Here is a 16,304-nt window from a genome sequence, read left to right on the forward strand (position 1 = left end):
GATTGGCTATAGAAGAATTCCCCATGAATACTTCGCCCCTCATCCTCCTCGCGGCCGGCGGTACCGGCGGCCATTTGTTTCCGGCCGAAGCGCTCGGCGTCGAGCTGATCAAACGCGGTTTTCGCGTGCGGCTCGCGACCGACGCCCGCGCGCTGCGCTACAGCGGCCTGTTCTCCAGGGTCAATGACAATATCGACGTGGTGCCGAGCGAGACCGTGCGTGGCCGCAATCCGATCTCGCTGGCGCGCACCGCTGTCATGCTCGGCTATGGCGGTCTCATCGCGCTCAATCTGGTGCGGCGGCTGAAGCCATCAGCCGTGATCGGCTTCGGCGGCTATCCGACGCTGCCGCCGCTGATGGCGGCCAGATTGCTCGGCGTGCCCAGCCTCATTCACGACGCCAACGCGGTGCTCGGCCGCGCCAACCGGTTTCTCTCCAGCCGAGTCAACGCGATCGCGACCTCGCTGCCGGGCGTGCTCGATCGCGATCCGGCGCTGGCTGGCAAGGCAACGACGGTCGGCACGCCGATGCGTCCGGCGATCCTGGCCGCCGCCGCGATACCCTTTGCCTCGCCCGAGGCGAACGGGCCGCTTCGGTTGCTGGTGGTCGGCGGCAGCCAGGGCGCGCGCGTGATGAGCGACATCGTGCCACCGGCGATCGAACGGCTGGAGCCGGTGCTGTGGAGCCGGCTGATCCTGACGCAACAGGTGCGCGAAGAGGATATGGCGCGGGTGCGCGCGGTCTATGACCGGCTCAAGATCAGCGCCGAGCTGGCGCCGTTCTTCACGGACTTGCCGGCGCGGCTGGCTTCCAGCCATCTGGTGGTGTCGCGCTCCGGCGCCGGCACGGTGGCCGAGCTCGCCGCGATCGGCCGGCCCTCGATCCTGGTGCCGCTGCCCGGCGCGATCGATCAGGATCAGTTCGCCAATGCCGGCGTGCTGGCCAAGGTGGGCGGCGCGCTGCGCATCGCGCAGGCGGAGTTCACGCAGGACCGGCTGGCTTCCGAAATTTCCGCATTCGCCGCCGAGCCGGCGAAGCTGACCGAGATGGCCGCCGCCTCCCGCACCGTGGGCAGGCTGGACGCTGCCGAGCGGCTGGCCGATCTGGTGCAGAAAGTTGCCGGAATCTAGGCCGCAATGGTCGATTTTCATTGTTTTTGCGTCATGGCCGGGCTTGTCATGTCAATTCGGATATATCCGACTTGACCCTTTAAAAAAGAACGGCACTCGGTATACCGAGTGCCTACGCATCCACGTCTTGCATGAAGTGACGTAGAAGTCGTGGACGCCCGGGACGAGCCCGGGCATGACGGGAACATACGAGACAGACATGAGACTGCCGCGCGAGATCGGACCCATCCACTTCGTCGGGATCGGCGGCATCGGCATGAGCGGCATCGCCGAAGTCCTGAGCAATCTCGGCTATACCGTGCAAGGTTCGGACGCCTCCGAAAGCGGCAACGTCACGCGGCTGCGCGACAAGGGCATCACCGTTTCGGTCGGCCACAAGGCGGAGAATGTCGACGGCGCCGACGTTGTCGTGGTCTCGACCGCGATCAAGCGCGACAATCCCGAACTGATGGCGGCGCGTGCCCAGCGCATTCCCGTGGTGCGCCGCGCCGAAATGCTGGCCGAACTGATGCGGCTGAAAAGCTGCGTCGCAATCGCCGGCACCCATGGCAAGACCACGACGACGACGATGGTCGCGACGCTGCTCGACGCCGGTGACCTCGATCCGACGGTGATCAATGGCGGCATCATCAATGCCTATGGCTCCAATGCGCGATTGGGCGCGGGCGACTGGATGGTGGTGGAGGCCGACGAGAGCGACGGCACGTTCCTGAAGCTGCCGTCCGATGTCGTGATCGTCACTAACATCGATCCCGAACATCTCGATCACTTCAACACTTTCGAGGCGATCCAGGAGGCATTCCGCAATTTCGTCGAGAACGTGCCGTTCTACGGCTTTGCCGTGATGTGCACCGATCATCCCGTGGTGCAGACCCTCGTCGGCAAGATCGAGGATCGCCGCATCATCACCTATGGCGAGAACCCGCAGGCCGATGTGCGGCTGGTCGATCTGACGCCGATGGGCAGCGGCTCGAAATTCAAGGTCGCGTTCCGCAACCGCAAGACCGGCGCGACCCATGAAATATCCGACATCATGCTGCCGATGCCGGGACGCCACAACGCATCGAATGCAACGGCGGCGATCGCGGTGGCGCATGAACTCGGCATTTCCGGCGAGGTGATCCGCAAGGCGATGGCGGGCTTTGGCGGCGTCAAGCGGCGCTTTACCAAGACCGGCGAATGGAACGGTGTCACCATCATCGACGATTACGGCCATCACCCGGTCGAGATCGCAGCGGTGCTGAAGGCGGCGCGCGAATCCACCAACGGCAAGATCGTCGCCGTGGTGCAGCCGCATCGCTTCACCCGGCTGCAATCGCTGTTCGAGGAATTTTGTACCTGCTTCAACGACGCCGATGCGGTCGTCGTCGCCGAAGTCTATCCGGCCGGCGAGGCGCCGATCGAGGGCATCGATCGCGACCATTTCGTGCTCGGCCTGCGCGCACACGGCCATCGCGAAGTCATTCCGCTGCAAAATTCGTCCGAACTCGCCAAGGTGATCAGCGGCATCGCTGATAACGGCGACTACGTCGTCTGCCTCGGCGCCGGCAACATCACGCAATGGGCCTATGCGCTGCCCGGCGAATTGAAGGCGCTGGGGTGAGGGGCGTATCACCTCCAACTCCGTCATGGCCGGGCTTGTCCCGGCCATCCACGTCTTTACTGTGTGATCGTCGGGACAAGCCCGGCCATGACGAGCCGAGAGAACTCCGTTGACCTTCCCCGACATCACCCCCGATCTCAAAACCGCAATGCCCGACTTGCGCGGGCGGCTGCTGGCGAATCAGTCGCTCGCCGAACTCACCTGGTTTCGCGTCGGCGGTCCGGCGCAGGTGCTGTTCACGCCGTCGGATGAAGATGATCTCGCGTACTTCCTGAAAAAACTGCCGCAGGAATTGCCGGTCTATGTCGTCGGCGTCGGCTCCAACCTGATCGTGCGCGATGGCGGCATTCCCGGCGTCGTGATCCGGTTGTCGCCGCGCGCGTTCGGCGAGACGCGTGCCGAGGGCGACGTCGTGATCGCAGGCACCGCCGCGCTCGACAAGCGCGTGGCGGAAACCGCGGCGACGGCCAATATCGGCGGCATGGAATTCCTGTTTGGCATTCCCGGCACGATCGGCGGCGCGCTGCGCATGAATGCCGGCGCCAATGGTAGCGAGACCAAGGACGTCCTGATCGAGGCCACCGGCATCGGCCGCGACGGCACGAAGCACAGCTTCAGCAATGCCGACATGAAGTTCGTCTATCGCAACAGCGGCGTCGATCCTTCCATCATCTTCACCTCGGCGCGTTTCCGCGGCGCCATTGCCGCGCCTGAAACCATTCGCGCGCGGATGGAGGAAGTGCAGACCCATCGCGAGACCGCGCAGCCGATCCGCGAAAAGACTGGCGGTTCGACCTTCAAGAACCCGCCCGGCAACAGCGCCTGGAAGCTGATCGACGCCGCCGGCTGCCGCGGCTTGCGCGTCGGCGGCGCGCAGGTGTCGGAAATGCACTGCAACTTCCTGATCAACACTGGCAACGCGACCGGGCATGACATTGAAACGCTGGGTGAAACCGTGCGTGCGCGGGTTAAGGAAAACTCCGGAATCGAGTTACACTGGGAAATCAAGCGGATCGGAATCGGACAAGGCTGATGCGGATTACCATTCTCTTCGGCGGCACCAACAAGGAGCGGCTGGTTTCGGTAGCGAGCGCGCAGGCGCTGCATCGTGCCTTGCCGGAGGCGGATCTGTGGTTCTGGCACGTCGCCGACACTGTGCACGAGGTGACGTCGGAAGCCCTGCTCAATCACCAGCGGCCGTTCGAGGACGAATTCGATCCGGGCAATCGCGGCATCGCGCTGGAAGCGGCGCTCGATAAAGCGAAAGCCGAAGATCGCGTGCTGGTGCTCGGCCTGCACGGGGGCCGGGCGGAGAATGGCGAACTGCAGGCGATGTGCGAAATGCGCGGCATTCCCTTCACCGGGTCCGGCTCGGCGTCTTCAAATCTGGCCTTCGACAAGACCGCGGCCAAGCGCTTTGCGGCGATTGCGGGCGTGGAGACGCCGGTAGGCATCGCGCTCGACGATATCGATGCCGCGTTCGCCGAATACGGCAAGCTGATTGCGAAGCCGGCGCGGGACGGATCGAGCTACGGCCTGATCTTCGTCAACGCCAAGCAGGACCTCGTCGCGGTCCGCAACGCCGCCAAATCCGAGGAATATCTGATCGAGGCATTCGTTTCCGGCGTCGAAGCCACCTGCGGCGTGTTGGAGCGATCCGACGGCACCATCATGCCGCTGCCGCCGGTCGAAATCATCCCGGGCGAGGGCGCGTTCGATTACACGGCAAAATACCTGCTCAAATCGACCCAGGAGATCTGCCCGGGCCGGTTTTCGCCCGCGATTACTGCCGACCTGATGGACCAGGCGCACCGGGCGCACCGAGCACTGTCCTGCAGCGGCTATTCCCGGAGCGATTTCATCGTCTCGGCCAAGGGGCTGGTCTATCTCGAAACCAACACTTTGCCGGGACTGACCGCCGCCTCGCTGTATCCGAAGGCGCTGAAGGCCCAGGGAATCGATTTTTCCGATTTCCTGCGCGACCAGGTCGTACTGGCCGAGCAACGCCTTCAGAGGCGGGGGTGATTCGCCGGGTTAACGTGCTGGTTGAGGGAACCCGCCCGGTCCGGATGAAATATTACTAAAATCCTAACCAATGCCCGGCAAACTACTCACAAGGCTGCGCAAAACACGCCCCTGACCGGTCACATTTACCCTTTGTTTACCAGGAAGTCCGAAGGTTAACGCTGGCGGCGCATGTGGCGCTTGGCTGCCGGGGCGTAAGCTGTTGCGGATTTCCGCTTCGACGATCGCATCGAGGGAAAAATGGCCTCCTCACAACCGAGGTCTTGAGCCCAGCCCGGCATCACCGAGACATCACGTGCGCCAGAGCCCGCAAGCCTTTTTGCGGGAACAACTTTTTGACGAGCTCGTGCAATGGATGGTGCAGGACGCCTCGCTCGATCGCTGCGATCGCTGGGGCCCCAAGCTGACCTGAAAGCCGCCGCCATCGGAGCGGTCGTGCTGTTGCGCGAGCGGCTGGGCCTGCGCGCCCGCGTGCGGGCGAAGCGGGTGATCGACCGCGAACCGCCGAACCGCCTGATCCTGTGGCTCGAACGTTACCTGCCGAACCGTGCCGGCGTCGCCCTGACCGTGCTGATGCTGCTCGGCAGCGCCTCGCTTGGTGTCGTCAAGGGCGGCCATGTCGACGAGTTCGTCGGTGCGCTCAGCGATACCCGCAACGCGCTGGCGAATTCGGCCGGCTTCCGCATCACCGAGGTGGCCATCAACGGCCGCAAGCAGCTGAGCCAAGATGAAGTGCTCGCGATCGGCGGCGTCAACGGCCGCTCCTCGCTGCTGTTCCTCGATGCCGCCACCGTGCGCGACAAGCTCAAGACCAATCCCTGGATATCGGACGCCGCGATTCTGAAGCTTTATCCCGGCCGGCTGCAGATCGACATCGTCGAGCGTACCGCGTTCGCGTTGTGGCAGCAGGACGGCCGGCTGTCCGTCATCGCCGAGGATGGCGCGGTGCTCGAACCCTATATGTCGCGGCGCTTCATCTCGCTGCCGCTGGTGGTGGGCAAGGGCGCCGCCGAGAAGGCGCGGGACTTCCTGGCGCTGCTGGATCGCTATCCGCAGGTCCGCAGCGTGACCAAGGCTGCGATCTATGTCGGCGAGCGGCGCTGGAACCTGCGCCTCAAGGACGGTCTCGATATCCGCCTGCCGGAACACGACGTCGGCAATGCGCTGGCGCTGCTGAGCAAGCTCGACAAGGAGGACAGGCTGTTCTCCCGCGACATCGTCGCGGTCGACATGCGCCTGCCGGACCGGTTGACGGTGCTGTTGTCCGAAGACGCGGCGAAGGCCCGCGAGGAACTGTTCAAGGACAAGAAGCCCAAGAAAAAAGCCGGTGACGCAGCATGACCGGCCTCGATCGCAACCAGACCCCGAAGACGCGGCCGATGGCGCAGAAGCGCACCGCGCTGGTGGCCTCGCTCGACATCGGCACCAGCAAGATCGCCTGCATGATCGCGCGGCTGAAGCCGTCGCCGCCGAATGAGGCCCTGCGCGGCCGCAGCCACGCGGTCGAGCTGATCGGTTACAGCCAGATCCAGTCGCGCGGCGTCAAGGCCGGCGCGGTGGTCGATCTGGCCGAATGCGAACAGGCCGTGCGCCAGGCGGTGGCGCTGGCCGAACGCATGGCCAAGGTCCGCGTCGAATCCGTTTTGCTGTCGGTCTCTGGCGGCCGGCTGCAGGGCCAGCTGGTCGAAGCCGCCGCAGATATCAGGGGCGGCTCGGTCACCTCTGACGATGTCACCCGCGTGACGTCCACCGGCATGCGTCACGCCACCGGCGAAGGCCGCACCGTGCTGCACGCGCTGCCGGTCAGCTACACGCTGGATGGCGTCAAGGGCATCCGCGATCCCCGCGGCATGGTGGCGCGGCAGTTCGGCGTCGACATGAACGTCGTGACGGCGGATGCCACGGTGGCCAAGAACCTGATGCTGGTGGTCGAACGCTGCCATCTCAACGTCGAGGCCATGGCGGCAAGTCCTTATGTGGCGGGCCTTTCGGTCCTCACCGACGATGAAGCCGACATCGGCGCCGCCGTGGTCGAGATGGGCGCCGGATCGACCACGATCGCGACCTATTCGGCCGGACGCTTTGTGCACGCCTCCGGCTTTGCGGTCGGCGGGCAACACATGACGATGGATCTTGCACGCGGCGTCGGCGCATGCATTGCGGATGCCGAGCGAATCAAGACCTTATACGGCACCGTGCTGACCGGCGGGTCAGACGCGCGCGAGTTGATGTCCGTACCCACCGCAGGCGATGACGAGCGCGATGCGCCGCAGATCGTCTCGCGCGCCACGATCGCGAACATCGTCCGGCATCGCGCCGAGGAGATCTTTGAAATGGTCCGGGACCGGCTCGCGGATTCCCCCTTTGCGGCAGAGCCGCGGGCGCGGGTTGTCCTGAGCGGCGGCGCGTCCCAGCTCACCGGTACTGTCGAACTTGCCACCCGCATTCTCAACCGGCCGGTCCGGATCGGCCGTCCGCTCGGCTTCGGCCGGCTGCCCAACGAGGCCAAGAGCGCCTCGTTCGCGGTGCCGGCGGGCCTCCTGGTCTATCCGCAATACGCACACCTCGAACACGTCGAACCGCGGCATACGCGGCAGCTCAGGACAGGGACTGACGGCTATTTCGGAAGGGTCGGACGATGGCTGCGAGAGGGCTTCTGATGACCGGTTTTCATACCAAACGACATTCACATTCACCAACTCCTGCACCAACTCCTGCACCCACTCCCGCGGCCGTCGGCCGGGGCGAACCAACGCGCGCGTAATAATCGAGAGGCAACCATGGCACTCAATCTGACACCCCCTGACATCAGCGAGCTGAAACCGCGGATCACCGTCTTCGGCGTCGGTGGAGCAGGCGGCAATGCCGTCAACAACATGATCACTGCCGGGTTGCAGGGCGTCGATTTCGTCGTCGCTAATACCGACGCGCAGGCGCTCACCATGTCCAAGGCCCAGCGCATCGTGCAGATGGGCACGCAAGTGACCCAGGGCCTGGGTGCCGGATCGCAGCCCGATGTCGGCGCGGCCGCAGCGCAAGAGGTCATCGACGAGCTCCGCGATCATCTCACCGGCGCCAACATGGTGTTCGTCACCGCCGGCATGGGCGGCGGCACCGGCACCGGTGCAGCCCCCGTCATCGCCAAGACCGCGCGCGAGATGGGCATCCTCACCGTCGGCGTGGTGACAAAGCCGTTCCACTTCGAAGGCCAGCGCCGCATGCGCACCGCCGAATCGGGCATTTCCGAGCTGCACAAGGTGGTCGACACGCTCCTGATCATCCCGAACCAGAACCTGTTCCGGGTCGCCAACGAAAAGACCACCTTCGCCGACGCCTTCGCGATGGCTGACCAGGTGCTCTACTCGGGCGTCGCCTGCATCACCGACCTGATGGTCAAGGAAGGCCTCATCAACCTCGACTTCGCCGACGTCCGCGCCGTGATGCGGGAGATGGGCAAGGCGATGATGGGCACCGGCGAAGCCACCGGCGAGAAGCGCGCGCTGACCGCGGCCGAAGCTGCGATCGCCAATCCGCTGATCGACGACTCGTCGATGAAGGGTGCCCGCGGCCTGTTGATCTCGATCACCGGCGGCAAGGACCTGACCCTGTTCGAAGTCGACGAAGCCGCCACCCGCATCCGCGAGGAAGTCGACCAGGACGCCAACATCATCGTCGGCGCGACCTTCGACGAAAACCTCGACGGCGTCATCCGCGTCTCCGTCGTCGCCACCGGCATCGAGCAGGCGCTGATCGCGCGCAACGCGGCAGCGCCCGCCGCTGTCGTGACCAACGCGCCCGCCTCGACGCCGGACACCCGTCTGGCCGATCTCACCGCACGGCTGCGTGCTGACAACCAGCGCCTTGCGGACCGCGCCCAGAAGCTCGAGGCGCCCGCGGCCGCCCAGCAGGCCGCGCCGCCCCCGGTTCCCGTCGCCCCGCAGCAGCGCGCGTCCAACAGCGTCGAGCGTGCCGCGCTCGCCGCCATTGCCGCGGCCGTCGCCCCGGAAGTGCCGCAGGCCCAAGCGCCGTTGCAGCCCGGCTCCTATGGCGACGTCACGGTTCGCCCGATCGCCCAGAAGCCGTCGCTGTTCCCCGATCATAACGAGGCGGCCCGCGCCGAGCCGGAAGCGCAGGCTATGCTGCCGGAGACCTTCATCCCGCAGGCGGCCGAACGTCCGCCCGCCCGCAGCCCGCGGATGCCCAAGTTCGAGGACCTTCCGATGCCGGCCCAGGCCGAAATCCGGCAGGCCCGCGGCGAGCAGGAAGAAGAGCATCCGCAGAAGACCCGGTTGTCGCTGCTGCAGCGCCTCGCCAATGTCGGCCTCGGCCGCCGCGACGAAGAGAGCGAGCCGCCGATCGCAGCCCGCGCCTCCGGTCCGGCGATGGCGCCGCTCCCCGAGCGCAAGCCGCAGCGTTCCGTCGCTCAGCAAATGGGTAACGAGCCGGTATCGGAGTATGCCCGCCGTCCGGCGCCGCAGGGTCTGGACGTCCATGGTCGCCCCGCACCTGTTGCAGCCGCGCCACAGGGCGACGACCATCTTGATATCCCGGCCTTCCTCCGGCGGCAGTCCAACTGAGGTTTGTTACAATTCAGGCAACCCAAAAGGCCCCGGCGGTTTCAGCCGGGGCCTTTTTCTTATGCCGTGCGAGGCGTCACAGCTTCGTCATCAAGCCACTGATATTAAATGATTAATTATGAATTCCGTGATCTGATGCGGCCGCCGGAACGAGGCCGGACCACGCCGGAATTTGGTTAAGCCTTGGCGCGAATGCGGCAGAGATAGGGTAACAATCGGTAAAAAAGCGTGAGTTGTGCGCGAGGGGGCAGTGACTATGGTCTGCCGTGACTTGGGGATACCGGAAGCAGATTCGGCGCGAAAGCGAACAGTTCCTGTCTTTTGGTAAAGTCGGTAGTGGGCGATTATCGAATGAAGTTCAGCCGTCAGACAACGCTTCGGTCGCAAGCCACCGTGACAGGTGTCGGCGTTCATTCCGGTATACCGGTAAATCTGACCATCGGACCTGCGCCTGTCGACGCAGGTTTTATTTTTGTCCGCACCGGTCTTGACGATGCCGACCGCGAAGTTCCCGCGATCGCGGAATCCGTGATTGCCACCGACTTTGCGACCGTACTCGGCGACCGCCAGGGCCCGCTGGTTTCCACCGCCGAGCATGTGCTTGCTGCGCTGCGGGGCATGGGTGTCGATAACGCCACCATCGAAGTCGACGGCCCGGAAGTTCCGATCATGGACGGCAGCGCGGCTGCCTTCGTTGCCGCCATCGATCAGGCAGGCATCGTGACGCAATCCGCCGCGCGCCGCTTCATCCAGGTGCTGAAGCCGGTGCAGGTCTCGCTCGGTGATTCCTTCGGCGAGCTGCGCCCCCATGCCAACGGTTTCCGCGCCGAGGTCGAGATCGACTTCGCCAATCCGGTGATCGGCCGCCAGAGCTATTCGCTCGATCTGAACCCCGAAAGCTTCCGCCGCGAGATTTCCCGCGCCCGGACCTTCGGCTGCATGAATGACGTGGCGCGGCTCTGGAGCGCCGGTTTCGCGCTCGGCGCGTCCTTTGAGAATTCGGTGGTGTTCGACGAGACCCGTCTGCTCAACACCGAAGGCCTGCGCTACAGCGACGAATGCGCCCGCCACAAGGTGCTGGACGTGATCGGCGATCTCGCGCTGGCCGGCCTGCCGCTGCTCGGCGCCTACCGATCGTCGCGTGGCGGCCACAAGCTCAACCACGCGGTGCTGACGGCCCTGATGGCCGATCGCAGCGCCTGGCGGGTGGTCGAGGCCGAACCGGCACGCCGCCCCCGCGTCGAAGCCGGCGCCGGCATGGTCGGCGGTATGGTCGCCCCGGCCTATGGCCCGGACGTTTCCTGACTTTCGATTTCGTTTTCGAGACGTCCTGAAGCCGGCTTGCTAGCCGTCCATCCCAATTTCCGTAGTAACCACAATTAGTAACGATGGTGTCTTGCCGCCTTAATCCGGGCGAAATGCCTGCGTATTCGGTTGGTTAAGGACCATTTTTCGGCTAGATAGGCCCGCGGTTGCAAGACGGGGCGCTGCAAATGTTGGCGCTACGGGATATTGGGGCACGGGGAATATTGCGTTCATGATCGCGGTTCATGGATGGACGGGCTCAACCACCAACCGCACCGCTACCAACTGCGTAGCTACCAACTGCGTTAAAGGCGTCAGGTCTCACATTCCATGTCGGCACAGCGTATGACGCTCGAATCACGCAAACTTTCCGGCCTTCATCGGGCAGCCCGGTCGCTCCGGCTGGCGGCGGGCCTGATCGCGCTGGCTGTCCCCTTGAGCGGATGCGGCACCGGTTCGCTGTGGGACAAGTTCACCGCCAAGGACGACACCTTCATCGAGGAGCCCGCGGACAAGCTCTACAATGAGGGCTTGTACCTGATGAACCAGCGCAAGGATGCGAAGGCGGCGACGAAGAAATTCGAAGAGGTCGACCGGCAGCATCCCTATTCCGACTATGCGCGCAAATCGCTGCTGATGTCGGCATACTCGTTCTACTCAGCCGGCGACTATGACGGCTGCATTGGCGCGGCGACCCGTTACGTCACGCTGCATCCGGGCAGCCCCGACGCCGCCTACGCGCAATACCTGATCGCCGCTTCGCATTATGACCAGATCCCGGATATTTCGCGCGATCAGGGGCGCACCGAAAAGGCGATCGCCGCGCTCGAAGAGGTGATTCGCAAGTATCCGACCTCGGAATACGCCACCAGCGCCAAGGCCAAGCTCGAAGGCGGGCGTGACCAGCTTGCCGGCAAGGAGATGGATGTCGGCCGCTATTACATGAAAAAGCGCGACTACACCGCGGCGATCAACCGCTTCAAGACCGTGGTCACCCGCTATCAGACCACCCGCCATGTCGAGGAAGCGCTGTTTCGCCTCACCGAGGGCTACATAGCGATCGGCATCGTCGGCGAGGCGCAGACCGCCGCCGCCGTCCTTGGGCACAATTTTCCTGACAGCCGCTGGTACAAGGACGCCTATAATCTAGTAAAGTCCGGCGGTCTCGAGCCGAGCGAGAATCAGGGGTCCTATATTTCCAGGGCCTTCAAGAAGATGGGTCTCGGCTAGAGCCATCGGTTCTGATTAAATCAGAACCGGGCTCTAGTCTTTGATTCGACGCGTTTTCTTCATGCGAACCGGTACCCACTTCGCGTGAAAACGCTATGGGAATTTAGTTCGCATGCTGGCGCGTCTGTCGATCCGTGACATCGTCCTGATCGAACGGCTCGATATCGAGTTTTCCCGTGGCCTCGCGGTGCTGACCGGGGAGACCGGCGCGGGCAAATCCATCCTGCTCGATGCTTTCGCGCTGGCGCTCGGCGGCCGCGGCGACGCCGGGCTGGTCCGCCATGGCGTGGAGCAGGGCCAGGTCACCGCCACCTTCGATGTGCCCAAGGGCCATCCGGCCGCAAAGATCCTTTCCGAAAACGGTCTCGACGACACCGGCGAGATGATCCTGCGCCGCGTGCAGCTCGCCGACGGGCGCACCCGCGCCTTCATCAACGACCAGTCGATCAGCGTGCAGACGCTCAAAGCCGTCGGTGCCGCGCTGGTCGAAATCCACGGCCAGCACGACGAACGCGCGCTGGTCGACGCCTCGACCCACCGGCAGCTGCTCGACGCCTTCGCTGGGCTCGAAAAAGACGTGACCGGGCTGGAGGTGCTGTGGGATCTCAGGCGCACCGCCAACACGGCGCTCGACGCCCACCGCGCCAGCATGGAGCGCGCCGCCCGCGAAGCCGACTACCTCCGCCATGCCTCCGACGAATTGAAAGCGCTGCGGCCCCGGGAAGGCGAGGAAACCGAGCTCGCCGAACGCCGCACCACGATGATGCAGGGCGAAAAGATCGCCAGTGACCTGCGCGAGGCGCAGGAGGCCGTCGGCGGCAACCATTCGCCGGTGCCGGCGCTGGCGGCTGCGGTGCGGCGGCTGGAACGCCGTGCCGCCAATTCGCCGGCGCTGGTCGAGCCCGCGGTCAAGGCGATCGATATCGCGATCAACGCGCTGGAGGAGGCCGATCAGCATCTCAGCGCCGCGCTGATTGCCGCCGATTTCGATCCGGCCGAGCTGGAGCGGATCGAGGAGCGCCTGTTCGCGCTCCGCGCCGCATCGCGCAAATATTCGACACCGGTCGAGGGGCTGGCCGCGCTGGCCGCGAAATATGCCTCCGACGTCGCGCTGATCGATGCCGGCGCGGACCAACTGAAGAAGCTGGAAGCCGCCGCCGATGAAGCCGACAAGCGCTATGCCGCGGCAGCAACCAAACTTTCCACCGCCCGCACCAAATCGTCGGAAAAGCTCAACAAGGCCGTCAACGCCGAGCTGGCGCCGCTAAAACTGGAACGTGCAAAATTCACGGCGCAGGTCGAAACCGACGCCGCATCGCCCGGCCCGCAGGGTATCGATCGCGTCGAGTTCTGGGTCCAGACCAATCCCGGCACCAAGCCGGGGCCGATGATGAAGGTCGCCTCCGGCGGCGAGCTGTCGCGCTTCTTGCTGGCGCTCAAGGTGGTGCTGTCCGACCGCGGCTCGGCGCCCACGCTGGTGTTTGACGAAATCGATACCGGCGTCGGCGGTGCGGTGGCGGACGCGATCGGCGCCCGGCTGGCGCGGCTTGCCGGCAAGGTCCAGGTCATGGCGGTGACGCACGCGCCGCAGGTCGCCGCCCGCGCCAACCATCATCTGTTGATCTCCAAGGACGCGATGGACAAGGGCAAGCGCGTCGCCACCCGCGTCAACGCACTCGCCGCCGACCACCGCCGCGAGGAGATCGCGCGGATGCTGGCGGGGGCGGAGATCACCGCGGAAGCCCGCGCCGCCGCCGACCGGCTGCTGCGCGCGGCGACGGCGTGAAGGCGGCGTGGTGCGATGGCTGTAAAAGCAAAGAAGCCGCTCGTTGACGTCGCCAAGCTCACCAAGGCCCAGGCGAAGATCGAGCATGTCAGGCTTTCGCTGGAGATCGAGGCCCATAACGAGCGCTACTACCAGAAGGACGCGCCGACCGTGTCGGATGCGGCTTACGACGCGCTGCGTCAGCGGCTGGTTGCGATCGAGGCGAAGTTTCCCGATCTCGTCAGCAAGGATTCGCCGACGCAAAAGGTCGGCGCCGCACCGGCGCGCGGGTTCGCAAAAGTGCAGCACGCCGTTCCCATGCTGTCGCTCGGCAACGCCTTCAGCGACGAGGACGTCACCGAATTCGTCGATCGCATAAGGCGCTTTCTCAAGCTCGATGCCGACCATATTCCGGCGCTGGTCGCCGAGCCGAAGATCGACGGCCTGTCGCTGTCGCTGCGCTACGAGGACGGCGAACTGGTCCGCGCCGCCACCCGCGGCGACGGTTTTACGGGCGAGGACGTCACCGCCAATGTCCGCACCATCAAGGATATCCCGCACACCCTGAAGGGCCGCAACATTCCGGCGGCCTGCGAAATGCGCGGCGAAGTCTACATGCTCAAGAAGGATTTTCTCGAGCTGAACAAGAAGCAGGCGGAAGCCGAGGACACGGTGTTCGCCAATCCGCGCAATTCGGCGGCGGGCTCGCTGCGCCAGAAGGATGTTTCGATCACCGCGTCGCGGCCGCTGAAATTCTTTGCCTATACCTGGGGTGAGATGAGCGAGCGGCCGGCCGACACGCAGCACGGCATGCTGGAGTGGATGGACAAAGCCGGCTTTGTCGTCAACCCGCGGACCGAGCTTTGCAAGAATGTCGATGACGTTCTCAAATTCTACAGCAGGATCGGCGAGGAGCGCGCCACGCTCGGTTACGATATCGACGGCGTGGTCTACAAGGTCGACCGGCTCGACTGGCAGGATCGCCTCGGCTTCGTGTCGCGCAGCCCGCGCTGGGCGATCGCGCACAAATTCGCGGCCGAGCAGGCGACCACGATCCTCAACGGCATCGACATCCAGGTCGGCCGCACCGGCGCGCTGACCCCGGTGGCGCGGCTCGAGCCGGTCACGGTCGGCGGTGTCGTTGTTTCCAACGCGACGCTGCACAATGAGGATTACATCAAGGGCATCGGCAACGACGGCAACCCGATCCGCGACGGCGTCGACCTGCGCATTGGCGACACCGTCGTCGTTCAGCGCGCCGGCGACGTGATCCCGCAGGTCGTCAGCGTCGTCATGGACAAGCGGCCGAAGAACGCAAAACCGTACAAGTTTCCGGACGTTTGTCCGGTGTGCGGCAGCCATGCGGTACGCGAGGAAGATGAGGCCGTGCGGCGCTGCACCGGCGCCCTGATCTGCCCGGCGCAGGCGACAGAGCGGCTGAAGCATTTCGTCTCACGGCTGGCGTTCGATATCGACGGCCTCGGCGACAAGCAGATCCAGGAGTTTTACGAGGAGGGCCTCGTGATGTCGCCGGTCGACATCTTCACGCTGCAGAAGCGCGACGCCCGCTCCACCAGCAAGCTGATGCAACGCGAGGGCTATGGCGAGACCTCGGTGCGCAATCTGTTCAACGCGATCGACGCCCGCCGCAGCATCGATCTGCATCGCCTGATCTTCGCGCTCGGTATTCGCCATGTCGGCGAGGGTAATGCCAAATTGCTGGCGCGGCATTACCACACGATCGATCATTTTCGCGAGGCGATGCTGGCGGCCGCCAAGGGCACGAAGGATGACGAGAACACCACCGAGGCCTATCAGGACCTCAACAATATCGGCGGTATCGGCGAAATCGTGGCTGAAGCTGTTGTCGAGTTCTTTGCCGAACCGCGCAATGTGAAGGCGCTCGGCGAACTCCTGGGCGAGATCGAGGTGAAGGCGGCCGAGCGGCCGCGCAAGAGCTCGCCGGTTTCGGACAAGACCGTGGTGTTCACGGGCTCGCTGACCAAATTCACCCGCGACGAAGCCAAGGCGGCGGCGGAACGGCTCGGCGCCAAGGTCGCGGGCTCGGTGTCGAAGAAGACGGACTATGTCGTCGCCGGCGAGGATGCCGGGTCGAAGCTGACAAAAGCGCGTGAGCTGGGCGTGGCCGTGCTGACGGAAGACGAGTGGCTGGCGCTGATCGGGGAATGACAGCTTGATTTGGACGTCGTCCTCTCCGCGTCATTGCGAGCGCAGCGAAGCAAGCCATGGCGCGCCCAGCCGGGGAATGGATTGCTTCGCGGAGCCTGTCATCGGGCGCGCATTCGCGCGACCCGTTGGCTCGCAATGACGGAGAGAGATGCGACAAAAAGACCCGACGGGCAAATCAGTTCTGATTTGCGGAAATCGTGTCAAGTGGAAAACTTCCGTAAATCAAAAATATTTCTGTTGTTGGCCGACCCAAATCAGTGCGCATCTATCGCCATCCCGTCCTACTCAGAAGGGCGTCGGCCGTCGTCACGGACGTTGGACGGGTTGCGGTGGACGCTGGTTTACGCTGAGACGACGGCGTGGATAAGCGTACGGCAAAACCGTGTGGTCCTGGCACCCGTTGCAGGCGTCAAGCTGTCGGAGAAGCGCAAGCGGGAACGGCAGCGACGGAGTCAACCAAGAACTCGTCTCCGGGGAGA

Annotated in this window: 11 protein-coding genes and 1 pseudogene; all 12 read left to right on the forward strand. The window is 64.6% G+C overall.

Features of this window, described 5'->3' with window-relative positions:
* Positions 1-23 precede the first annotated feature (23 nt).
* The 12 genes and pseudogenes from murG (at position 24) to ligA (ending at position 15,825) form a co-directional block, all read left to right on the forward strand.
* On the forward strand, positions 24-1,130 hold the full coding sequence (gene murG / locus JQ558_RS29760) for an undecaprenyldiphospho-muramoylpentapeptide beta-N-acetylglucosaminyltransferase (protein WP_212211587.1): 1,107 nt from the start codon (positions 24-26) through the stop codon (positions 1,128-1,130).
* A 199-nt stretch (positions 1,131-1,329) separates the two neighbouring features.
* Positions 1,330-2,733 carry a UDP-N-acetylmuramate--L-alanine ligase gene (murC, locus tag JQ558_RS29765; protein WP_212296000.1) on the forward strand — a complete coding sequence of 468 codons (1,404 nt, stop codon included), beginning with the start codon at positions 1,330-1,332 and terminating at the stop codon, positions 2,731-2,733.
* A gap of 109 nt (positions 2,734-2,842) precedes the next feature.
* Positions 2,843-3,766, forward strand: a complete 924-nt coding sequence (murB, locus tag JQ558_RS29770; RefSeq protein ID WP_212211583.1) for a UDP-N-acetylmuramate dehydrogenase — start codon at positions 2,843-2,845, stop codon at positions 3,764-3,766.
* A complete protein-coding gene (locus JQ558_RS29775; RefSeq protein WP_212211581.1) occupies positions 3,766-4,758 on the forward strand; it encodes a D-alanine--D-alanine ligase in 993 nt (330 codons plus the stop codon). The genes murB and JQ558_RS29775 overlap by 1 nt, the downstream gene beginning before the upstream one ends.
* Before the next feature lie 77 nt (positions 4,759-4,835).
* A pseudogene (locus JQ558_RS37520) lies at positions 4,836-5,170 on the forward strand (D-alanine--D-alanine ligase); the annotation flags it as partial.
* Complete coding sequence (locus JQ558_RS29780; RefSeq protein ID WP_212211578.1) at positions 5,110-6,099, forward strand: cell division protein FtsQ/DivIB; 990 nt, start codon at positions 5,110-5,112, stop codon at positions 6,097-6,099. The pseudogene JQ558_RS37520 and the gene JQ558_RS29780, both read left to right, overlap by 61 nt.
* Positions 6,096-7,418, forward strand: coding sequence for a cell division protein FtsA (gene ftsA / locus JQ558_RS29785; protein ID WP_211997380.1), 1,323 nt, complete (start codon positions 6,096-6,098; stop codon positions 7,416-7,418). The genes JQ558_RS29780 and ftsA overlap by 4 nt, the downstream gene beginning before the upstream one ends.
* A 120-nt stretch (positions 7,419-7,538) precedes the next feature.
* Entirely contained in the window at positions 7,539-9,335 is a 1,797-nt protein-coding gene (ftsZ, locus tag JQ558_RS29790) for a cell division protein FtsZ (RefSeq protein WP_212296001.1), read from the forward strand.
* 351 nt (positions 9,336-9,686) lie between these two features.
* Positions 9,687-10,640 carry a UDP-3-O-acyl-N-acetylglucosamine deacetylase gene (gene lpxC, locus JQ558_RS29795; protein WP_212211575.1) on the forward strand — a complete coding sequence of 318 codons (954 nt, stop codon included), beginning with the start codon at positions 9,687-9,689 and terminating at the stop codon, positions 10,638-10,640.
* Positions 10,641-10,970: 330 nt separating this feature from the next.
* Positions 10,971-11,870 (forward strand): outer membrane protein assembly factor BamD, encoded by a 900-nt coding sequence (locus JQ558_RS29800; RefSeq protein ID WP_212211574.1) that lies wholly within the window; start codon positions 10,971-10,973, stop codon positions 11,868-11,870.
* Positions 11,871-11,982: 112 nt separating this feature from the next.
* Positions 11,983-13,656: a DNA repair protein RecN gene (gene recN, locus JQ558_RS29805; protein WP_212296002.1), complete on the forward strand. Its 1,674-nt coding sequence runs from the start codon at positions 11,983-11,985 to the stop codon at positions 13,654-13,656.
* A gap of 15 nt (positions 13,657-13,671) precedes the next feature.
* Positions 13,672-15,825, forward strand: a complete 2,154-nt coding sequence (gene ligA, locus JQ558_RS29810; protein WP_212296003.1) for an NAD-dependent DNA ligase LigA — start codon at positions 13,672-13,674, stop codon at positions 15,823-15,825.
* Positions 15,826-16,304: the final 479 nt, after the last annotated feature.

The organism is Bradyrhizobium sp. AUGA SZCCT0160 (assembly GCF_018130105.1).
Classification (GTDB): domain Bacteria; phylum Pseudomonadota; class Alphaproteobacteria; order Rhizobiales; family Xanthobacteraceae; genus Bradyrhizobium.